Raw genomic sequence first — 21,921 nt, forward strand, 5'->3', positions numbered from 1 at the left:
CCCAGCGTCGGTGTCGGAGGTGCCGGGTAGCGTCGGGGTGACGCCCCGAGAGAGGACCCTCGATTGTTCATACAGCAGGAACGACTCGTCACGAGCGCCAGCGACCTCACGTCAGCCAGCGCGTGCGAGTTCGCCTTCCTTCGTCGCGTGGATGCGAAACTCGGCCGCGACGTCGCAGTGCCTCCTGACGATGATCCGATGCTCGCCAGGGCGGCGCGCCTCGGTGATGCGCACGAGAACCGGGTGCTCGCCGAGTATCGAGCGTCGCACCCTGGCGACGTGGTCGAGATTCCACGCCCCGCGTCGATGAGTGCAACCGACCTGCACGACGTCGCCGCTCAGACAGTCGACGCGCTGCGCTCCGGAGCCGGAGTGGTCTTCCAGGCGACGTTCTTCGATCCGGCGCAGCGCCAGGCTCGCCACCCCGAAGAGCCAGATATCGCCTTCGTGGGTTTCGCCGACTTCCTGCTCCGCACCGGTACCGGTGCATTCGAGGTGCAGGACGCCAAGCTCGCCCGCCGTGCAAAAGTCACGGCCCTCATGCAGCTCGCCGCGTACGCCGAGCAGCTCGAGCGTGTCGGGGTTCCGGTGTCGCCCCGCGCCACACTGATCCTCGGCGACGGTTCGCGCTCCGAACACCGCATCGCCGACATCGCCCCCGTGTTCCGAGCTCGCCGAGCACGACTGCACGAGCTTCTGCTCGCGCGCGTGGCGGCGAACGAGCCCGTCTCCTGGGACGACCCGGGAGTGGTGCGGTGCGGGCGCTGCGAGGTGTGCGAGCCGGAGATCGAGCGCACGCGAGACCCGCTCCTCATCGCGGGCATTCGCGCCGCACAGCGCGATCGCCTCGTCGCCGCCGGGTACGCCACGATCGACGACGTTGCGTCCTGGAACGGTGCTCCGGTCGACGGCATGCCGCAGGGTGCAGTCGCGCGACTCGCCGCGCAGGCTGCGGCCCAGGCGCGGAGCGATGATGCAGGAGTACTCGTCTTCGAACCCCACGACCCGGCAGCGCTGGCTGCGATCCCCACTCCCGACCCGGGCGACCTATTCTTCGACTTCGAGGGGGACCCGCTCTACCGGGCTTCGAACGGCACATGGGGCATCGACTACCTGTTCGGCATGATTGACACCGCCGAACGCTTCACACCGCTCTGGGCGCACGACCTCGCCGAGGAACGTCTCGCCCTCGAGCGGTTCCTGGCGCTCGTCGCCGAACGCCGCCGCCTGCACCCCGGCATGCATATCTACCACTACGCCGCCTACGAGCGGACACACCTCCTGAGCATCGCGGCGCGGCACGGCGTCGGGGAGGCGGCCGTCGACCAGCTCCTCCGCGACCACGTGCTCGTCGACCTCTATCCGATCGTGCGACGAGCGCTGTGCGTCGGATCGCGCTCCTACTCGATCAAGAAGCTCGAACCCCTGTACATGGGCGACGAACTCCGCGACGAAACGGGCGTGACCAGCGGCGCGCAGTCGGTGAGCGAGTACGCCGACGCCACCGCCCTCCTCGCGTCGCCGAGCGCGGAGGAGCAGGAGGAGGGCCACCGCCGGCTCAACGGCATCGCCGACTACAACCGATACGACTGCGTCTCCACACTGCGGCTCCGCGACTGGCTCCGCGGCATCGCCGCCGAGCACGGCGTCGCACCGTACCCGGCGGAGGAGTCCCAGGACGAGGGACCCGAACTCGTGCTCAGCCGCGTGGGTGCCAGGCTCACCGCGCAGTCCGAGACGGTGAGTGACCCGCGAGATCGGCAGGCGGCTGCGCTCGCCGCGAGCGCGATCGACTACCACCAGCGCGAGCAGAAGTCGTTCTGGTGGTCACACTTCGCACGCCTCGTGGATCCGATCGATGACTGGGCCGAGACACGCGACGTCCTCGTCGTCGACCCGGATCGGAGCCGTGTCGTCGAGGAGTGGCACGTTCCGCCGCGCGCGCGGAGCGAGCGACGGCACCTGCGCCTCGGTGGAGAGTTCGGCCCGGGTAGCACGGTGAAGGCAGGCGGACGGGGCTTCCTGGTCTACGAGCATCCGGGGCCCTATCGGCAACGGGGCGCCGCACCCGGAGCTCGGGTTGCACGGGAGGTGACCATTCTCGAGCGTCACGAAGACGGCGTGACCGTCATGGAGACGCTGCCGCCCGACACCGATCCCTACTCGCGGCTCCCCGTCGCCCTCACTCCGGGCACCCCGCCGCCAGCCGGAGCCCAGAAGGGCGCGATCGAGGAGTGGGGGAGCGCCTACTCCGCCGCGCTCGACCTCGACGCGGCCGGAGGGGCATCGCGGGATCCGGTCGTCGATCTGCTCCGTCGCACGCCGCCGCGCCTCACGGACGGCCTCCCGCTCGTCGATCCTCACTCTGAGGAGGCGCTCCGTCTCGCCGGGGGCGATGAGGAGGCCCGCACAGTCGCAGCGGTGACGGAGAGCGTCCGTCGGCTCGACCGCTCCGCGCTCGCCGTCCAGGGGCCACCGGGCACGGGCAAGACCTACCTCGCGGCGCACGTGATCACGAGACTCGTCTCCGAGTACGGGTGGCGCGTCGGCGTCGTCGCACAGTCGCACAAGGTCGTCGAGCATGTGCTGGGGGCGGTCGCCGCTGCTGGACTCCCGAAGGGACAGATCGGCAAGGTGCCGCAGACCACGCCGGAGGATCCCGACGAACTGCCGTTCACCGCAATCCGGCGCGCCGGCCATGCCTCGTTCACCGCGGCGCACGGAAACGCCGGTCGCGGGTGCGTCGTCGGGGGGACGGCGTGGGACTTCAGTAACGAAACCCGGTTCGCGCGGCAGAGTCTCGATCTGCTCGTCATCGACGAGGCTGGCCAGTTCTCCCTCGCGCCGACGATCGCGGCCGCAGTATCGGCGGAGCGGCTGCTGCTGCTCGGTGACCCGCAGCAGTTGCCGCAGGTCTCCCAGGGGAGTCACCCCGAGCCGGTCGACACGTCGGCGCTCGGCTGGCTGCTCGATGAGCACGACACCATGCCGCAGCACCTCGGCTACTTCCTCGCCGAAACGCGTCGCATGCGGCCCGAGCTGGCGCAGGTGGTCTCCGATCTCGCCTATGAGGGGCGACTGTTCGCGCACCCCGCAGCCGCGCGCCGCGAGTTCGTCGGCATCGGCCCGGCGGGCCTCACCTGGCACCCCGTGTCACACTGGGGCAACGCGACATTCTCCGTCGAGGAAGCCGCTGAGGTCGTGCGCATCGCCAGGGACGTCCTCTCGAGCCGCACCGTCGCGCCAGGCGACCTCATCGTGGTCGCGGCGTACAACGCACAGGTCGAGTGCCTGGTCGAGGCGCTCTCCGAGGCTGGGCTTCCCGAGATCCCTGTTGGCACGGTCGACCGGTTCCAAGGGCAGGAGGCGGTCATCGCGATCGTGAGTCTCGCAGCGTCGAGTGCGCAGGACGCTCCGCGCGGACTCGACTTCCTGCTCATGCGCAACCGGCTCAACGTCGCCATCAGCCGGGCCCAGTGGGCGACCCATCTCGTCGGGTCAGCGCACCTCGGCGACGGCCTCCCGTCGACCGCAGAGGGCGTCGCGGCGCTCTCCGGATTCCTCCGCCTGACGGAAGCCGGGTGAGCCGGTAGCGTGGTGCCATGGATTCGATGCCGACGCCGCACCATGCCCCAGCCTCAGGACCCGCGCCCGTGCCCTCGGAACGGTCGCGCATTCCACCGTTCCAGGTCATGCGGATCACCGACGCCATCGCACGTCGACGCGCTGCCGGGCACGACGTCGTCTCGCTCTGCGCGGGGGAGCCGAGCGCGCGCCCCGTACCCGGTTCGCTGAAGCCCGCCGGGTACACGGGGCCCCTCGGTACGGCACCGCTGCGTGAAGCGATCGCTGGGCACTCCCGAGACTGGTACGACGTCGAGGTGGATCCCGCGTCGGTCGCGGTCACCACCGGTTCCTCCGGCGCGTTCCAGTTGGTGTTCCTCGCGGCGTTCAACCCCGGCGACCGCGTCGCCCTCGCGAGTCCGGGGTACCCGGCCTATCGCAACATCTTGACGGCGCTCGGCGTGCACGTCATCGAGTTGCCGACCGGGCCGGACACCCGATATCAGCCCACCCCCGCACTGCTCGACGCGGCCGAGGCCGAGTTCGGGGCACTGGCGGGTCTCGTGATTGCGTCGCCCGCCAACCCGACCGGCACCATGCTCGGGCGTGCCGAGCTGGCGGAACTCGTCTCCTGGTGCCGGGCGCGGGGCGTCAGACTCATCAGCGACGAGATCTACCACGGCATCACCTTCGGAGACCCGACGGACCCCGACTTCCGGGGTGTGAGCGCTCGCTCGCTCGACCCAGGCGCAATCGTCATCAACTCGTTCTCGAAGTACTGGGGCATGACCGGATGGCGGCTCGGCTGGGCGATCCTCCCCGAAGATCTCATCGCTCCGATGGAGGCGCTCGCCTCGAACTTCGCGCTCTCGCCGCCGGCTCCCGCTCAGGAGATGGCGCTGACGGCGTTCACTCCCGAGACGTATGCCGAGCGGGATGCGATCGTCGCGGGTTTTGGACGTGCCAGGCAGCTCATCCTCGAAGCCGAGCCCGACCTCGCCTGGGGCATCGCCGCTCCGGCGGACGGAGCCTTCTACTACTACTACTCCGATCTGGGGCCGCAGTTGGAGCGCTTCGGCACGGCGACGGCGTATGCGGCGGCGCTGCTCGAGCGCGCCGATGTCGCCGTCGTCCCCGGACTCGACTTTGACCCGGTGGCGGGAGATCGCGCCGTGCGACTGTCGTACGCTGCGGGCGAGGCGGCCGTCGTCGAAGCCCTGGAGCGGATCATCCGCTTCCAGCGCGGTTGATCAGGGTGACCGGAACCGACCGGGCAGAACTCGGGCTGTTCAGCCGAGGCTGACCGGCGTGCCGGCCGAGATGCCGGTGCGCCGCTGGAAGGCGTCATCCGTGACGAACGCGACGGCGCCGTTCTCCGCCTCCCGCGCGGTCGGGAAGAGGGTCGCGATCACGTCGGGCCCCTCCGCGCCGACGGTGATCGTGATGCCGGTCACCGCTTCGCTCAGCGGTCCTTCGAGCTCGGCGACGGCCCGCGATATGGCCGACCGTACGGGGGCTGCCAGCGCGGTTCCCGCCTCGGGAACCTGGGCGCGCGCATACGTGACGCCGTCACCCGACACCGCTTCGGCGATGATGTCGTCGGCTTCGCGTCTGACTTGGATCTCCAGCACGCTGCTCGTGGATGACGGGGCGGTCGTGAACGGGAGCGGGATGCCCTGGGCTGGCGCTGCAGCCGACTCGCGTCCGTGGTCGTGCGCGTCCCCGTCGTTCGGGCCGCCGTTGAAGGTGAACTTCAGATCCATGGCATCCAGCCTACGCCCGTCGAGAGACGGCACGAGCCCGCCCTGCCGAAGACGATCGGCGGGACGGGCTCGTGTGAGTGCGAGACGGTGCGGGTTACGCGTTCGCGGCGAGTACCTCGTCGACGGGTGCGTAGGCGAGCTCGGGGAAGGCGTCGGCGACACCGCGGAACGTAAGTACGCCGTCGTGGGCGTTGAGGCCCTTCGCGAGCGATGCGTCGTCCTGCAGCGCCTTGACCCAGCCCTTCTCGGCGACCGCGACGACGTAGGGGAGCGTCGCGTTCGTGAGTGCAGCGGTCGAGGTCTCCGGCACGGCGCCGGGCATGTTGGCGACGCAGTAGTAGATCGAGTTGTGCACCGGGAAGGTGGGGTCATCGTGAGTGGTCGGGCGCGAGTGCTCGAAGCAGCCTCCCTGGTCGATCGCGATGTCGACCAGCACCGAGCCGGGCTTCATCTGCGCGACCATCTCGTCGGTGACGAGCTTGGGCGCCTTTTCGCCGGGGATCAGCACCGAGCCGATGACCAGGTCGGCCTCCTTGAGCGCCTGGGTGATGTTGTGGGCGTTCGAGGTGCGGGTCTGGATGCGGCCCGAGAAGGCGTCCTCCAGCTGCTTGAGGCGCGGGATGGAGATGTCGATCACCGTGACCTCGGCTCCCATGCCGAAGGCGATGCGGGCGGCCTGCTCACCGGCAGCGCCGCCGCCGATGACGACGACCTTGCCGCGACGGGTCGCGGTGACGCCGCCGAGCAGCACGCCGCGCCCGCCGTTGGCCTTCATGAGGCTGTGAGCGCCGACCTGTGCGGAGAGACGGCCGGCGACCTCCGACATCGGTGCGAGGAGCGGCAGGCCGCGGTTGGGCAGCTGTACCGTCTCGTAGGCGATGGCGGTGGTTCCCGACTTCAGCACGGCGTCGGTGCAGTCGCGCGAGGCAGCCAGGTGCAGGTAGGTGAAGAGCACCTGATCCTTGCGCATCTGGTCGTACTCGGCGGCGATCGGCTCCTTGACCTTCAGGATCATCTCCGCCTGCGACCACACCTCATCGGCACCGTCGACGATCTCGGCGCCGGCCGCGACGTACTCCTCGTCGGTGATAGCGGATCCCAGGCCGGCACCGGCCTGGATGAGGACCTCGTGACCGCGTCGGGCGAGTTCGAAGACCCCCGCCTGCGTGATCGCGACGCGGTTCTCGTTGTTCTTGATCTCGGTGGGGATTCCGACGCGCATGCGTGCTCCTTTGAAACATAGTCGACGCGATTTCGTACCTTCCGATTGTGCAGCATATTCGGCCAGCATGCACGAACTGTGAATTCTGTGCGGTCTGAGACCGTAGACTGGGGCTCATCGCATCGCACGGAGGGGGAATTCGGTGGAGAACTCGAAGAATCTGCAGGGACAGGTCGATCTCGACGAAATCGACCGCAACATTATCGCCGAGCTGCAGGCGAACGGGCGGGTGACGAACGCGGAACTCGCCGAACGCGTCGGTGTCGCGGCGTCCACGTGCATCGCCCGCGTCCGCAGCCTGGTGAGCCGAAAGATCATCACAGGGTTCACCGCGACGGTCGACCCGCGCGCTCTGGGGATCGGGCTGCAGGTGCTCATCAGCGTGACGGTCCGCTCGGGCGCGCGGCAGGGCATCATGGCGCTGTCGGATGAGCTGCGCGCGCTCCCGGAGGTCATGGAGCTCTACTTCCTCGGCGGCGTCGAGGACTTCATCGTCCATCTCGCCGCGCGCGATGCGGATCACGTGCGCGACTTCGTCGTCGAGCACCTGTCGGCTCACCCCGCCGTGTCCTCGACCCGTACGAGCATCGTCTTCCACCACTATCAGAACCCGGTGCGTCCGCTTTAGACTCGACGACATGGCGCGGGCATTGCTGATCGTGGATGTGCAGAACGATTTCACCGAGGGCGGGGCACTCGGGGTAGACGGGGGTGGGTCGGTGGCGCGGAGGATCACCGAGCTGCTGCGCGGACCCGAGGAGTACCGGCTGGTCGTGGCATCCCGCGACTGGCACGAGGAGGATGGCGACAACGGCGGGCACTTCGCCGCCCTGGGGGACGATCCCGATTTCTCCACGACCTGGCCGGTGCACTGCGTGCGGGGCACCACGGGTGCCGACTACCACCCGGACCTCGACATCGATCGCGTCGACGTGCACATCAGAAAGGGCACGGGAGAGCCGGCTTACTCCGCCTTCGAAGGGGTGAGCACCGACGATGCAGCGCTCCGCGACGTGCTGGCGGGGGCAGGGATCGATGCCGTCGACGTGGTCGGTCTGGCGACCGACTACTGCGTGCGTGCTTCGGCGCTCGACGCCGTCGCCGCGGGGCTCGCCGTGCGGCTGCGCACGGACCTCGTCGCAGGGGTGGCCCCCGAGACGACCGTGGCGGCACTGAAGGAGCTCGCCGCGGCCGGCGTCGACCTGGCCTAGGAACCGCCGAGGGGCGTTCGCGCAGTCCCGGGCAGGGTACGCTCAGTGCTCCTGCGGGGGCATGAGACGCGTCTCCTGCGCGTCGAGCGCGACTTCGGCTGCTCGCAGCGTGTGCGAGCTGTAGCGACCGATGGCCTGTTCCTCGATGAGGGTCTCGCGCTGCGCCTGAAGCACGGTGCGGGCGAGGCGCAGGTAGGTCTGAGCGGGGGTCTCCGACTCTGTACCGTCGGCTGTGGAGGCGATCGAGGCCGACATCGCGAGGGGCGCGAGGGCGGCCTTGCTGGTCTGCCGCACCCGGTCGATGATGGCGGGGTCGATCTCGCCGTCCGGATCCTCGGCGTCGTCGCCCGAGAGTTCGTCCTCGAGCGCCGTGTCGCCGGCCTCCAGAAGGTCCTTCTTGAGCGCCGAGAGCTCCCGAGCCGTGTCCGACTTGGCGTGCTGATCGGGCCAGAGTTTGCGGATGAGCGGAGGGAGCGTGAGCCCGTGGAGCAGCAGGGTCACGATCGCGACGATGAAGGCGATGAGGACCACCTGCGCGCGGTAGGGGACCTCGGTGGGGATCGTCTGCGCTGCAGCGAGCGTCACGACGCCGCGCATCCCGCTCCACGACAGGACGGCACCGTCGCGCCACCCGAGTGCTTGCTCCTGCTCGTGGGCGAGATCGGCCTCGGAACGCTGGCGCATGCGCTCGACCCGCTTCATTCGCGACTCGTCGACGCGATCGCTCTTCCGTGCTCGAGCGGCGAAGAGACCGATCGTGCGACTGCGCTGTTCGAGTCGATCCGCGTCGCCCCGCATGCTCCACAGCATCGGGACGAGGAAGAGCGCGCGGCAGATGATGAGCACCAGCACGACCCCGAGCCCGATCAGGCTGAGGTGCTGGAACTTCCACGGGCTGTCGCTCACCTGCTCGACCAGGGAGTGCAGTTGCAAGCCCATGACGAGGAAGACACCGTTCTCGACGACGAACTGCAGGGTGCGCCAGTTGAGCCGCTCGTTCACCCTGGCGGTCGCGCTGAAACGCTTGGCGGAGTGGTGGCCGGTGTAGAGGCCGGTGACTACGACGGCGAGCACGCCTGACGCGCCCACGTACTCGGCGGGAATGAACGCGACGAACGGCACCGTGAACGAGATGACGGTGTCGTAGACCGGGTTGCGCAGGTGAGAGCGGAGCCAGACGGTGATGATGCCCATGAGGAACCCGATCAGCACCGCGGCCGCTACCGCGAACGAGAAGTTGCCGACCGCGTCCCAGAAGACGAAGCTCCCAGCCGCGACGGCGGTCTTGAGGAGCACGAGCGAGGTCGCGTCGTTCACGAGGCTCTCGCCCTCCAGAATCGAGACCAGCCGCGTCGGCATGCCGAGCTTCTTGCCGATCGAAGTGGCCGCGACGGCGTCGGTCGGGCTCACGACGGCGCCGAGAGCGATGCCGACAGGAAGGGGGATCGCGGGAATGAGGAGGTGCAGGAGGACGCCGACGACGACGGCGGAGATGATGACGAGGACGACCGACAGTCCGATGACGGGTTTGAAGTTGCGGCGGAAGTCGACGAACGGCACGTTGACCGCTGCCGCGTAGAGCAGCGGGGGCAGCACTCCGAGCAGGATGATCTCGGGATCGATCTCCACGAGCGGCACGAAGGGGAGGTAGCCGATGCCGATGCCGGCGACGACCAGGAGGAGGGGTGCGGCGACGCCGATCCTGCTCGACACGATCGCGATCGCGACGACCAGGACAATTCCGACGACAGCGACGAGCCCGATCTCCATGCTCAAAGTCTAGGCACCTCCGCCCGGTGCGGCGAATGCCTGCCACGCAGCCGTCGGCGCCGCCAGTCCGCGTTGACTCAAGCGTTTTCCGGGCAGGGGGACGGCCTCGATCGGTGAGGAAGCGCCTGTGCCGCGTTTCCACGTGCCGACGACTCGGCCATCGCGGACCACCGTGGCGAGGAACATCCCGTTCTTGCCAGGCAGGATGCGGGCGAAGTGCGCGGGATCGAGTTGCGCGTCGCGCCCCGTGTACCCGAGCAGGTGCTCGTCGAACGCCGGGAGCAGGAGCCACGGCGGGATCGGAGCGTCCGCGGCGTCCAGCGTGCCCGGAGCCGCCCAGTAGGGCGCGGGGTCGTCCATGACGGCGACGGGAACGAGCGCCTCAGCTTCGGTGGCGAGCGCGAGGCCGAGCCGCGCCTCGCGCAGTGTGAGGCCCGACCACCAGGCGAGGTCTTTGTCGGTGACGGCGCCGCGCGCCGTAGCGTAGCGGGCCGCGAGCTCGGCGAGCGCGGCGTCGCCCTCGACCTTTCGGGGGTGCCTGATCCACTCGTCCGCCAGTACGAGCTGCGACTCCTGGGTTGTGCCATCGACGGGTCCGAAGGTCGTGAGCCCGTTCTGGCACATCCACCACAGCACGTGATAGCGCCACGCGCTCTGCCACTCGATACCGGCAGCGGTCCAGAGATCGGAGACCGCCGCCCGGCTCAGCCGTCCGCCGCCGCGGAGTGCCGCGACGGTCGTGTCGACCAGCCGGTCGAGTGTCAGGTCGTCGAGCCCCAGGAACGCGCGGCGCTTCGGCGCCCCTGGGAGCACACGGTGGTTCGTGGCGCGCTGCATCCACCCGATGTCCTCGGCCGGCACGACATGGATGGTGCCGCGCATCGGCCAGGCCCGCACTACAAGGCCCTCGTCGAAGGCGCGCAGCACATCGGTGTCGCGAGTGCCAGGGGCACGGACGCCGAGCGCCCATCGGGACGATCGCCAATCCTGCCCCTGGAGCGCCAGCATGTGACGCACGACCCCCGCGATGCGTGCGGCTCCGTCCGCGCCCGCGGGAGACGGCTCGTCCGACCCAGCGCTGAGCAGCTGTGCGCGCATGCGCAGCCGCAGCAGGTCTGCCGTGCTCAGTGAGGTGGTCCGCGGCTGCTCGCTCATGGTGAGCAGTGTAGGCCGCACCGCCGACAGCGGAGTGCGAGAGCTCCCTAGAACCTCGCGCGAGCGTACTGGCCGGGAACGAGCGCGTCGGCATGCGGTGCGCGCAACTCGTGTGCCCAGACGATCGGGAGGTGCGGGTTCACGAGCAAGGGCCGCGCGAGGGAGACGACATCCGCCTGACCGGTCGCGAGAATGCCCTCGGCCTGCGTCGCCGACGTGATGAGACCCACAGCGCCGACCGGGAGGGGTCCGCGCCGCACCTGAGCGGCAAGCCCGACCTGGTACGAGGGCCCGATCCGCGGAGGCAGCGTCGGCGAATTGCCGCCGGACGACACGTCGATGAGGTCGGCGTCGTCTTCGGAGAGCCACCCGGCAAGGGTTTCCGCCTCATCGACCGAGAATCCTCCGTCGACCCAGTCCTCGGCTGAGACGCGCACGACGATCGGCAGGTCGGGGTGCTCAGCGCGGATGGCCCGGACGATCTCCCGTACGATCCGGGCGCGTCCGACGAGATCGCCGCCGTAGCCGTCCTCGCGGCGGTTGGACAGCGGCGAGAGGAACTCGTGCAGCAGGTATCCGTGCGCCGCGTGCACCTGGACGACGTCGATCCCGGCGCGGACGGCCCGCGTCGACGCATCCACGAAGGCGTCGACGAGCGCGGGCAGCTCATCCGCCTCGAGTGCTCGCGGCTCGTCGAAGCCCTCGAACGCCACCGCCGACGGGGCGACGGTCTGCCAGCCGCCCTCGCTCACGGGAACCGTTCCGCGCTCGAAACCGGGCAGTGCGGGGTAGGTGGAAGCCTTGCGACCCGCGTGCGCGAGTTGCACCCCGATCCGCGCGCCGTGGACGTGGACGGCGTCGGCGATCCGGGAGAAGGCCGCCTCCTGCGTCTCGTTCCAGAGACCGAGATCGCGCGGAGAGATCCGCCCCTCGGGCACGACGGCCGTCGCCTCGGTCACGACGAGTCCTGCACCGCCGCGGCCGAGGCCTGAGAGGTGGGCGAAGTGCCAGTCCACCGGAACGCCGTCCTCGGCGTCTGCAGAGTACTGGCACATCGGGGCGGCCCAGACCCGATTGCGGATCTCGAGGTTGCGGAGGGTGAACGGCTGGAAGAGCAGAGGATCGGCCATAGCATTTCAGCGTAGCGCTGGAGCCGCCGTCAGGGCTCCACATCGAGCACCGCTGAGAGCGAACGGCAATCGGGAAGAATTCGGGCGGCGTAACGTTGGATACTCCAGATCACACTTGGAGGCCCCCGCCCGTGAAGACCCTGCTGCGCATCCTGCGGTTCACCCGCAGTCTCACCCCGTACTACATCGGCATCATGGTGGCCGCTGCCGTCGTGACGGCTGCGGGGCTGACGGTGCCGTTCATCACGGGGCGCGCTACCGACGTGATCGTCGACGCGGTGGGCGCGGTTGCGGACGGCGGCAGCGGAGCGGACGGCGTTGTGGGCACCGCGATCCGGACGATCGTGCTTCTCGGCCTCGCACTGCTCGCTGCGAGTCTCGTGGAATCCGTCGTGAGTAATGTTGGCGGCTACTGGGGCGACGTGATGAGCGCCAAGATGCGCGTCATCCTGTCGAACCGCTACTTCGCGCAGCTGCTCGCACTCCCGCAGCGGTACTTCGACGGCGAGCTGACCGGCACGATCGTGGCGCGGTTGAACCGCTCCATCTCCGAGGTCACGAACTTCATGAAGACGTTCTCCAACATGTTCGTCACCATGCTCATGACCACCGTCGCGGTCCTCGCCATCAGTGCATGGCACTACTGGCCGCTGGCAGTGCTGCTGCTGCTCGCGTACCCCATCTACCTCTGGCTGACCGCGCTCACCAGCAAACGCTGGCAGCTGCTCGAGGGGGAGAAGAACGAGCACATCGATGTCGCCTCAGGGCGCTTCGCCGAGGTCGTCGGCCAGATCCGCGTCGTGAAGTCGTTCGTGCGCGAGCGCCGCGAACTCGACCACTTCGGCGGCCATCTCGACGACACCGTCGAGATCACGGGCCGGCAGTCCAGGCACTGGCACGTCATGGACGCCCTGCGGCGGGGTGTACTGAACGTCATCTTCTTCGGGCTCTACCTCATGATTTTCATCCGCACCGTCACCGGAGATTTCACGCCGGGCCAGATGGTCATGCTCATCCAGCTCATGGCGATGGCGCGGCAGCCCGTCACGACGCTGAGCTGGATGGTCGATGCGGCCCAGAGGGCGATCGCCGGTTCGAAGTCGTACTTCGAGGTCATGGATCTCGACCCTGCCCGCGTCGATGGCGGGGGCGGGCGCCCGCGCGAACCCCGCAAGGCGCTCCCCGCGGACGGCACGGCGGAGGGTGAGGCCGACATTGCCGTTTCGTTCCGCGATGTCAGGTTCGGGTACGACGACGATCGCGACGTGCTCTCCGACATCACCTTCGATGTCAAGGCGGGGGAGCGCATCGCCTTCGTCGGCGAATCCGGTGGAGGGAAGACGACGCTCACGAGCCTGCTCATGGGGCTCTACGGCACCCGTTCAGGAGACATCGAGATCGTGGGATCGGGCGACGACCTCGCGACGCTCAGGGAGAACATCGGCGTCGTGTTCCAGGATGCGGCGCTCTTCTCCGGCACCATCGCCGACAACATCGCCTACGGCAACCCGTCGGCGACGCGGGAGGAGATCATCGCTGTCGCGGAGCGCGCGGCGGTCGACCGTTTCGTGGCGAAGCTGCCCCACGGCTACGACACCGTCATCGGTGAGCGCGGAATGAAGCTCTCGGGGGGCCAGAAGCAGCGCATCGCCGTCGCAAGGGCGATGCTCAAGGATGCGCCGATCCTGGTGCTCGATGAAGCGACCTCGGCACTCGATACCCGCTCGGAGCGATTGGTGCAGGCGGGACTCGAGGACCTCATGCGCGGCCGAACGACCTTCATCATCGCCCACCGTCTGTCGACGATCGCGGAAGTGGATCGCATCATCACCCTGCGCGACGGCCACATCGACGAGATCGGCTCCCCGGCTGAACTCGCGGCCTCTGGCGGCATCTACGCCGAGTTGCTCGCGCTGCAGCACGCCGATTCCCAGGCCGGCCGCAAGCGCCTCAAAGACTTCGAGGTCGTCGGGTAGCGAGCCGTTCTTATCCCGGCCGACGGCGCACCCTGGGGTCGGCGATCACACGACGAGGATCGCCTTGCCAGGTGCGAGCGTGCGGTCCGCGTGGGCTGCGTGCAGCGCACTTGCCTCATCGAGCGGCATGCGCGTGGTGGGCGCGGTGCGGATCCGACCATTCGCGATGAGCGGCCAGACCGTCGACTCGACGGCGCGGACGATCTCGGCCTTCGATCCCGGTCCGGTGACCGGCCGCGCCCGCAGCGTGGTGGCGGAGATGGTGAGTCGACGGCGCATCATGACGCCGAGGTTCACCTCGGCCTTCGGCCCGCCGAGTACGGAGATGACGGCGAGGCGACCACCGATGGCGAGCGAGCGGAGATTGTCGGCGAGGTAGGGGCCGCCGACGACGTCGAGCACGAGGTCAACACCGGTGCCCCCGGTCTCGTCTGCGACGAACTCCGTGAAGTCGCGCTCGTGATAGTCGCATGCGGCGTCCGCTCCGGCGTCGAGCGCGTGCGCGACGCCGTCGCTCGAACCCGCTGTGGCGAGCACGCGGCACCCGAGAGCGGCCGCGAATCCGATGGCGAAGGATCCGAGGCCTCCGCTGCCGCCGTGCACGAGAACGGTCCGGCCAGGACCGGGGAGTTCGGGTGCCGCGAAGTTCGAGAGCACGGTGCACGCGACCTCGGGGATCGCCGCGGCGTCGACCAGTGAGATGCCGGCGGGGACGGGGAGAACCTGCACCTCGGGCACGGCGACGAACCCGGCGTAGCCGCCTCCCGCGAGGAGCGCGCAGACCTCGTCGCCGATGGAGAACAGGTGCGCGCCCTCGCCGGTGGCGGCGACCGTCCCCGAGCACTCGAGTCCCGGCAGGTCCGAGGCGCCTGGTGGGGGAGGGTAGGCTCCCGCGCGCTGGGCGGCATCTGCACCGTTGAAACCGGTCGCGACGACCCGGATCAGGATCTCGCCGGGTCCGGGGACGGGTACGGGGCGCTCGGCGACGACGAGCGCGTCGGGCCCGCCGGGCTCCCGGATCTCGACCACGCGCATCTGCTGGGGGATATCGCTCGCACTCATGGCTCCACACTACGCGCCGGCGTGCGTGCGCATGCGTGGCAGGGAGACGCCGTGTCAGTGGCGTGTGCCAAGCTGGGTGCGGCTCGAGCAATCGGCATCGAGACCCACGAATCCGACGGCACCGAGGAGGCCAGATGCGTTTCCTGCACACCTCGGACTGGCATCTCGGCCGGAGCTTTCACGGCGCTTCGACGGTGCCGCAGCTGCGGGAGGTGCTCCGGTCGATCCCCGATCGGGTGCGGGAGCACGGGGTCGATGCGGTCATCGTGGCGGGTGACGTGTTCGATCACGCTGCTCCGGCAGCGGAACTCTACGAGGTGCTGGCCGAGGCGATCAGAGGAATCCGCGAGGCAGGGGCGCTGGTCGTCATCACGAGCGGCAACCACGACAGTGCATCACGGCTCGGCTTCCAGTCTGAGTGGGCGGCACTGGGCGGCGTGCACGTCGTGACGAGGCCGGATGGGTTCCGGAACCCCGTGACGCTCCGTGATGAGCACGGAGAGGTGGATGTGTACGGCATTCCGTACCTCGAACCCATGCTGCAGCGAGACCTCTATCCCGGAGAGCGGTTCCGAGGACACGGCGAGCTCTTGACCAGAGTCATGGGCGAGGTCGACGAGACGCGCGCCGCGCGCGGGCGGCGGAGCGTCGTCGTCTCGCACTGCTTCGCCGCGTCGGGCGGGGCAGCGGATCCCGACGCGGGTGCCGACCTCGTGTGGGATCTGACGGCGGGCGGGCTCGACGTCGTTCCCGCGGAGATCTTCGGGGGTGCCGATTACGCGGCGCTCGGCCATCTGCACGGGCGGGGGAGTCCGCTGCCGAACGTGAGATACAGCGGGGCCCCGCTGCACTTCTCATTCAGTGAGGCGACGAAGCCCCGTGGGGGGTGGCTCGTCGATCTCGATGCCGAGGGACTCGCCGCCGTCGAGTGGTGCCCGTTCCCGGTGCCGCGACCGCTGGTCCGTCTCCGCGGCGCACTCGAGTCGCTGCTGACCGATGCCGAGTACCGTGAGCACGAACGCAGCTGGGTCGAAGCGGTCCTCACTGATCGGGTGCGGCCGATCGACGCGATGCGGAGGCTGCGCGAGCGCTTTCCGCACTGCGCCCACATCGAGTTCGATCCTGAGGGTGCGGTTCCCGTCGAGCGCCGTAGCTACGCGTCGCGCGTGAGCCGGCGCAGCGACTTGGATGTTGTCGATGAGTTCCTCGTGCACGTGCGATCCGGGGAAGCACTCGACGACATCGAGCGGGCAGTGGTGCGCGAGGCGATCGCCGCCGCCGGAACCGGTGAAACTCTAGCTCGCGAAGGGCGGGAGGACTAGCGATGCGGATCCTCGAACTCGAACTGGAGGCGTTCGGCCCGTTCCGCGACCGGCAGCGCGTCGACTTCGCGCGGGCCGCCGAGAGCGGTCTCATGCTGATCGCCGGGCGCACGGGCGCCGGAAAGTCGAGTCTGCTCGACGCGATCAGTTTCGCCCTGTACGGTTCCGTTCCCCGGTACGACGGCCGTGTCGGTCGGGTGCGGAGCGACCACGCCGATCCCGCGCAGCCGACCCGGGTGCGCCTCGATTTCGAGATGGGCGGTGCCCGCTACCGCGTGGAGCGGCAGCCCGAGTGGCAGCGCCCGAAGCAGCGCGGCGAGGGAACGACACTGCAGAAGGCAGAGGCCCGCTTGTGGGAGTGGGATGAGGTCGGCGGCTCGGAGGGGACAGGCGATTGGCGTGGCCTCGCATCCCGACCCGCAGACGTGGGACCGGAGCTGCATGCGATTCTCGGACTGTCTCTCGACCAGTTCCTCCAGGTGGTGCTGCTCGCCCAGGGCGGATTCCAGCGATTCCTCCACGCCGACGATCAGGAGCGGCAGGCGACGCTGCGCACCCTCTTTCGCACCGAGCGGTTCGCCGACATCGAGCGGATCCTCGTCGAGCGCCGCAGCGCGCTCGGTGAGCGCGTCGGCCAGTCCCAGGCACGGATCTCCGCCTTCCTGGAACAAGCGGAGACGCGGGAGGAGGCACCGGAGACTCGGGATGCCGGTGCTTCCGCCGATGCCGATGCACCGGACCCGTCGTCTTCAGCGGATGAGATGAGCGTCGCCGCGAGGCGCGACCGCGTCGCCGCGTCCCTCGAACAGGATCGCGACTCCGCCGCTCAGCTGCGCGCTGACGCGCGCGAGGCCGCCCGCCTCGCGGACCGGGCGGACGCCGATGCGCGAGAGACGCGACGGACCGCCGAGCTGCAGCGCCGTCTCGTCGCCGCGCGCGAGCGCGAGACGGAACTCGCCGGCCAGGCTGAGGAGATCAGCGCCGCACGCGAACGCCTGGCGGCCGCCGAGCGTGCGGAGCGCGCGGTCGACCGGGTGCGACGGGCCGAGCAGGCGGGGGCCCGCGTCGCCGCCGTCCGCGCAGCACTCGCCGAGCACCGCGAGCGATTCACCGAGGCCAGCGCATCCGCCGGTGAACTCCACGAAGCAGGAGCAGCGGGTCCCGAGCTCCGTGACCGCGTCGCCGGGACGCTCGCCCTGCTCGAAGCCGGGAAGGCCGACGAGGCCGGCCTCACCGCATTGGCACAGCACTGCGACGCACTCGAGCGCCGGATCGAGACGCTCACCGCCGCTCACGCGCGCAGCGAGGTCCGAGCCAACGAACTGCCAGGGCTCTTCGCAGCAGCGCAGGAGGCAGTGGCCGACGCCGAGCGGCGCTCCGCCCCTCGCGCCGAGCTCACTGAAGCGAGGGATCGCGCCTATTCTGTTCGCGAGGCAGCGCAGCGGGTGCCTGATCTCGAGGACCGGCTCACCGCAGCGCAGCGACACTCAGCCGAACTCGCTGGGAAGTCCGCCGCCGCCACCGCGACGGTCAGGGACCTGCTTGCACGACGGCTGGACGGCATGGCAGGAGAACTCGCGCATCAGCTCGTGGACGGCGAACCCTGCGCCGTCTGCGGGTCGACGGCGCACCCGGCGCCCGCCTCGCACGACGACGCGGTCGACCCCGAGACCATCGAGCAAGCCGAGCAGGCCGCCGGAAGTGCGCAGACCCGTCTCGAAGCGGCGCGTGCCGCCGAACGCGAACTCGAGACCGTGCTCACCGAAACCCGCACCCGCGCTGAGCACGCGACACCAGATAGTGCTGAAATCCGCGCCGCAGCCGCGGACTCCGCGCTCGCCGACGCCGTCGCGGCAGCCGATGCGCTTCCCGGACTGCGGGAGCGCGCGACGCAACTCGAGCGGGAGTTCGCCGGCGTGGCTGAGGAGACGCGCGAGATCGGACAGCGCCGTGACGAGGCTGCTCGAGAACTCGCCACGGCGCAGGAGCAGCATGCCGAGCGCGCGGCGGCAGTCGAACGCGCACGAGCCGGATTCCCGTCGATCGGGGCCAGGATCGACGCTGAGCGCGCACTGCGCGACGCCATCGATGCGGTGATCGCCTCCGAAACCGAACTCCGGGCCGCCACAGTAGCGGCGGACGAGGCCGACCGGGAGCAGCAGGCGATCCTCGCGGAACTCGACTTCGCCGACGTCGCCGAAGTGCGCCGATGCGCACTCGATACCGCGGACCGCGCCGCCCTCCGTGAGCGGATCGGCGAGTACGACGCCGCCAGGGAGCGGAACGCCGGCGTGCTCGCCGATCCCGAACTCCAGACGCTTCCCGACGCCCCGGTACCTCTGGAGGAGGCGGAGGCCGCCCTCCTCGCGGCACGGAGCACGGCCCAGCAGCGCGAAACGGCTGCGGCGACTGCAGAGCAGCGCCTCGACACGCGCATCGCCGCGCTTGCCAGGCTCGACGCGGCCATCGCCGAGGGCGCGGACGGCGAGACCGAACTCCTGCGCCTCCGCAGACTCGCCGACACCGTGCAGGGCAAAGACCCGAACACGCGACGCATGCGACTCGAGGTGTTCGTGCTCGCCGCGCGGCTCGAAGCCATCGTCGCCGCTGCAAACGGGAGACTGCGGCGCATGGTGGGGGGACGCTACACGCTCGAGCACGACGACGACGTCCGCAGTCGAGGGAGGCAGTCCGGACTCGGCCTCAGGGTGATGGACGAGTACACCGGTCGAGCACGGAGTGCCGCTTCGCTCTCGGGCGGCGAGACCTTCCTCGCCTCCCTCGCGCTCGCCCTCGGACTCGCCGACGTGGTCACGGCTGAGTCCGGCGGCATCACCCTCGATACGCTGTTCGTGGACGAGGGCTTCGGCTCGCTCGACCCCGGCGCACTCGACGAAGCCATGGCAACGCTCGACGGACTCCGCGAGGGCGGGCGCACCGTCGCCCTCATCAGCCACGTCGCCGAGATGCAGGAGCGAATCCCCGCGAAGCTCGAGGTCGTGGTCGACGGTCGCGGGGTCAGTCGACTTCGCGGCGACGGAATCGATGCGGCGGACGACCCCGCCGGCGAAGCGAACACCGCACCGGACCGTCGCAGACAGTGATGAGGAGTACAGCGAGCACATGAGCCTGGGCAGCATTCTCGACCGCACGATCGCGGGACCCGAAGCGGTCGCGGGCGCCGTCGTCGAGCCCGACGAGACGTTCACCGTCTTCGAACAGTGGGTCCGCGACGACCGCGGCCTCGCGCTCTACCCGGCACAAGAGGAGGCGCTTCTCGGGCTCGCACTCGGGAGCAATGTGATCCTCGCCACCCCCACCGGAACAGGGAAATCGCTCGTCGCCCTCGGTGCCCACTTTATCGCGCTGGTCGAGGGGCGCCGCACCGTCTACACCGCCCCCATCAAGGCACTCGTCAGCGAGAAATTCTTCGATCTCGTCGAGGTATTCGGGGCTGAGCGCGTGGGCATGGTGACGGGTGACACCTCGATCAACCCCGACGCCCCGATCCTCTGCTGCACGGCGGAGATCCTCGCGAATCTCGCGCTGCGCGACGGTGACGCCGACAACCCCGAGGCGCACGGCATCACCCAGGTCGTGATGGACGAGTTCCACTTCTACGCGGAACCGGATCGCGGCTGGGCGTGGCAGGTACCGCTGCTCCTCATGCCGCGCGCCCAGTTCCTCCTGATGTCGGCGACGCTCGGCGATGTCACCGAGCTCGGCGCCGACCTCACTCGTCGCACCGGCCGGGACACCACTCTGGTCACGGGCGTCGAGCGCCCCGTTCCGCTCACCTTCGGGTACGCCGTCGCGACGGCGCACGAAACCGTGGAAGGGCTGCTCGCCGACGGGAAGTCCCCCGTCTACATCGTGCACTTCAACCAGTCACACGCCGTCGAACAGGCGCAGGCCCTCTCGAGCATCAAGCTCGTGGACCGCGCCGGGCGCGATCGCATCGCCGAGGCGATCGGCGACTTCAAGTTTTCTACCGGATTCGGGGCGACCCTCTCGCGTCTCGTCCGCTCGGGCATCGGGGTGCATCACGCCGGCATGCTCCCGCGGTACCGGCGCCTCGTCGAACAACTGGCGCAACAGGGCCTCCTGCGCGTCATCTGCGGCACCGACACCCTCGGCGTCGGGATCAACGTGCCCATCCGCACGGTGCTCATCACCGCGCTCACCAAGTTCGACGGCGAGAAGATGCGACGACTCTCGGCGCGAGAGTTTCACCAGATCGCCGGCCGCGCCGGCCGAGCAGGGTACGACACCGAGGGCGACGTGCTCGCGCTCGCACCCGAGCACGAGGTCGAGAACGCGAAGGCGGCCGCGAAAGCCGCGGCCAAGGCGAGCGGAGGGAAGAAGGCGAAGCCGGCGAAGAAGAAATCGGCACCGCAGGGCTTCGTCTCCTGGAACGAGGCGACGCTGGAGAAGCTCGTCGGCTCTCAGCCGGAGCCGCTCGTCAGCCGGATGCGCATCACCCACGCCATGGTGCTCGGAGTCATCGGCCGCGGCGAGGAGCACGAGGGCGAGGCGCTCGAGACGATGCGCACCCTCGTGTTCGACAGTCACGAGCCCCGGGCCGCGCAGTTCGCCCACGCGAGACGGGCGCTGGAGATCTTCCGCACCCTGCGGCGCGGCGACATCGTCGAAGTCCACGAGAACGCAGCGGGAGAGCGGCTGCTCAGGCTCACGGTGGACCTCCAGGCGAACTTCGCGCTCAACCAGCCGCTGTCGCCCTTCGCACTCGCGGCGATCGAACTGCTCGACCCTGAGTCGCCCGAGTACGCGCTCGACGTCATCTCGATCATCGAGGCGACGCTCGAGGATCCTCGGCCGATCGTCCGAGCCCAGGAGCACCGTGCACGAGGCGAAGCGATCGGCGCGATGAAGGCGGAAGGGATCGAATACGAGGAGCGCATGGAGCTGCTCGAAGAGATCACGCACCCGCAGCCGCTCCGCGAACTGCTCACAGAGGCCTTCGAGGCGTACACGCAGGAGGTCCCCTGGGCGCGGGACTACGAGTTGCGGCCGAAGTCGGTGGTGCGGGACATGGTCGAGCGCGCATTCGGCTTCCGCGATCTCATCTCGTTCTACCAACTCGGTCGCTCGGAGGGCGGTGTACTCCGTTATCTCAGCGACGCGTTCCGCGCCATCTCGCGCACCGTCCCCGAGCAGGCGAAGACCGACGAACTCGAGGACCTCATCGAGTGGCTCGGCGAAGTGGTGCGGCAGGTCGACTCGAGCCTCCTGGACGAGTGGGAGGCACTGGCCCATCCCGACGAGACGCTCGGCGAGGGCGCTCGCCCCGCGTCCGGAACGGACGCCTCGGCCTCGGCCGTGAGCGGCCCGCCTACCCGCGGACCCCTCAGCCGTCAGCGGGCCTTCCAGGTCATGCTGCGCAACGCGCTGTTCCGCCGAGTGCAGGCCGCCGCGTTCGAGCGCTACGCCGAGCTCGCGGAACTCGACGGACCGCACGGGTTCGGCGAGCAGCGATGGCGCGACGCCCTCGACGGGTACTTCATGGAGCACGACGAAATTCGTGTCGACGGTGACGCCCGTGCCGCCGCACTGCTCGACCTCGACCGCTCAGACGCCGGGTCGTGGCGATTCAGGCAGGTCCTCCTCGACCCGGACGAGGATCGGGACTGGGGGATCGAGGGGCGCGTCGATGTGGTCGCGTCAGATGAGGCGGGGGAGCCCGTCGTCACCGTCGAACGCGTCGGGCCGTTCGTCGGCTGACCTG

14 protein-coding genes are annotated in these 21,921 nt (G+C 69.4%); 8 read left to right on the forward strand and 6 right to left on the reverse strand.

The window, feature by feature from the left end:
• Positions 1 to 63: 63 nt before the first annotated feature.
• Complete coding sequence (locus tag K8P10_RS06415) at positions 64 to 3,585, forward strand: bifunctional RecB family nuclease/DEAD/DEAH box helicase (RefSeq protein ID WP_224780972.1); 3,522 nt, start codon at positions 64 to 66, stop codon at positions 3,583 to 3,585.
• Positions 3,586 to 3,602: 17 nt separating this feature from the next.
• Positions 3,603 to 4,814 carry a pyridoxal phosphate-dependent aminotransferase gene (locus K8P10_RS06420; protein WP_370631985.1) on the forward strand — a complete coding sequence of 404 codons (1,212 nt, stop codon included), beginning with the start codon at positions 3,603 to 3,605 and terminating at the stop codon, positions 4,812 to 4,814.
• Between the two features lie 39 nt (positions 4,815 to 4,853).
• Here K8P10_RS06420 and K8P10_RS06425 read toward each other — a convergent pair whose 3' ends face one another.
• Positions 4,854 to 5,327 carry a hypothetical protein gene (locus K8P10_RS06425; protein WP_224780973.1) on the reverse strand — a complete coding sequence of 158 codons (474 nt, stop codon included), beginning with the start codon at positions 5,325 to 5,327 and terminating at the stop codon, positions 4,854 to 4,856.
• 94 nt (positions 5,328 to 5,421) lie between these two features.
• Positions 5,422 to 6,549 carry an alanine dehydrogenase gene (gene ald, locus K8P10_RS06430; protein ID WP_224780974.1) on the reverse strand — a complete coding sequence of 376 codons (1,128 nt, stop codon included), beginning with the start codon at positions 6,547 to 6,549 and terminating at the stop codon, positions 5,422 to 5,424.
• Between the two features lie 142 nt (positions 6,550 to 6,691).
• Between ald and K8P10_RS06435 the strand changes: the two genes are divergently transcribed.
• Together K8P10_RS06435 and K8P10_RS06440 are read left to right on the forward strand one after the other, a co-directional pair.
• Complete coding sequence (locus K8P10_RS06435; protein ID WP_224780975.1) at positions 6,692 to 7,177, forward strand: Lrp/AsnC family transcriptional regulator; 486 nt, start codon at positions 6,692 to 6,694, stop codon at positions 7,175 to 7,177.
• Positions 7,178 to 7,187: 10 nt separating this feature from the next.
• Positions 7,188 to 7,760, forward strand: coding sequence for an isochorismatase family protein (locus tag K8P10_RS06440; RefSeq protein ID WP_224780976.1), 573 nt, complete (start codon positions 7,188 to 7,190; stop codon positions 7,758 to 7,760).
• 42 nt (positions 7,761 to 7,802) lie between these two features.
• On the opposite strand, the gene K8P10_RS06445 is transcribed toward K8P10_RS06440, so the two are convergent.
• Genes K8P10_RS06445 through K8P10_RS06455 form a run of 3 tightly spaced genes read right to left on the reverse strand, consistent with a single transcriptional unit; the run spans position 7,803 to position 11,815 of the window.
• Entirely contained in the window at positions 7,803 to 9,530 is a 1,728-nt protein-coding gene (locus tag K8P10_RS06445) for a sodium:proton antiporter (RefSeq protein ID WP_224780977.1), read from the reverse strand.
• A gap of 9 nt (positions 9,531 to 9,539) precedes the next feature.
• Positions 9,540 to 10,685 (reverse strand): winged helix DNA-binding domain-containing protein, encoded by a 1,146-nt coding sequence (locus tag K8P10_RS06450; protein WP_224780978.1) that lies wholly within the window; start codon positions 10,683 to 10,685, stop codon positions 9,540 to 9,542.
• Positions 10,686 to 10,732: 47 nt separating this feature from the next.
• The gene (locus tag K8P10_RS06455; RefSeq protein WP_224780979.1) at positions 10,733 to 11,815 is read right to left on the reverse strand and encodes an NADH:flavin oxidoreductase/NADH oxidase; all 1,083 of its coding nucleotides are present in this window, start codon (positions 11,813 to 11,815) and stop codon (positions 10,733 to 10,735) included.
• Between the two features lie 131 nt (positions 11,816 to 11,946).
• Here K8P10_RS06455 and K8P10_RS06460 point away from each other — a divergent pair, with 131 nt between their 5' ends.
• Positions 11,947 to 13,791: an ABC transporter ATP-binding protein gene (locus K8P10_RS06460; protein ID WP_224780980.1), complete on the forward strand. Its 1,845-nt coding sequence runs from the start codon at positions 11,947 to 11,949 to the stop codon at positions 13,789 to 13,791.
• Between the two features lie 45 nt (positions 13,792 to 13,836).
• Here the strand turns inward: K8P10_RS06460 and K8P10_RS06465 are convergent, their stop codons facing one another.
• Complete coding sequence (locus K8P10_RS06465) at positions 13,837 to 14,853, reverse strand: NAD(P)H-quinone oxidoreductase (RefSeq protein ID WP_224780981.1); 1,017 nt, start codon at positions 14,851 to 14,853, stop codon at positions 13,837 to 13,839.
• A gap of 134 nt (positions 14,854 to 14,987) precedes the next feature.
• On the opposite strand from K8P10_RS06465, the gene K8P10_RS06470 reads away from it, so the two are divergent.
• The 3 genes from K8P10_RS06470 to K8P10_RS06480 are packed head-to-tail and all read left to right on the forward strand — an operon-like array spanning position 14,988 to position 21,917.
• Entirely contained in the window at positions 14,988 to 16,175 is a 1,188-nt protein-coding gene (locus tag K8P10_RS06470) for an exonuclease SbcCD subunit D (protein ID WP_224780982.1), read from the forward strand.
• Positions 16,176 to 16,177: 2 nt separating this feature from the next.
• Positions 16,178 to 19,279: an AAA family ATPase gene (locus tag K8P10_RS06475; protein WP_224780983.1), complete on the forward strand. Its 3,102-nt coding sequence runs from the start codon at positions 16,178 to 16,180 to the stop codon at positions 19,277 to 19,279.
• A 19-nt stretch (positions 19,280 to 19,298) separates the two neighbouring features.
• Positions 19,299 to 21,917 carry an RNA helicase gene (locus K8P10_RS06480; protein ID WP_224780984.1) on the forward strand — a complete coding sequence of 873 codons (2,619 nt, stop codon included), beginning with the start codon at positions 19,299 to 19,301 and terminating at the stop codon, positions 21,915 to 21,917.
• Positions 21,918 to 21,921: the final 4 nt, after the last annotated feature.

The organism is Leucobacter sp. Psy1 (assembly GCF_020096995.1).
GTDB lineage: Bacteria > Actinomycetota > Actinomycetes > Actinomycetales > Microbacteriaceae > Leucobacter.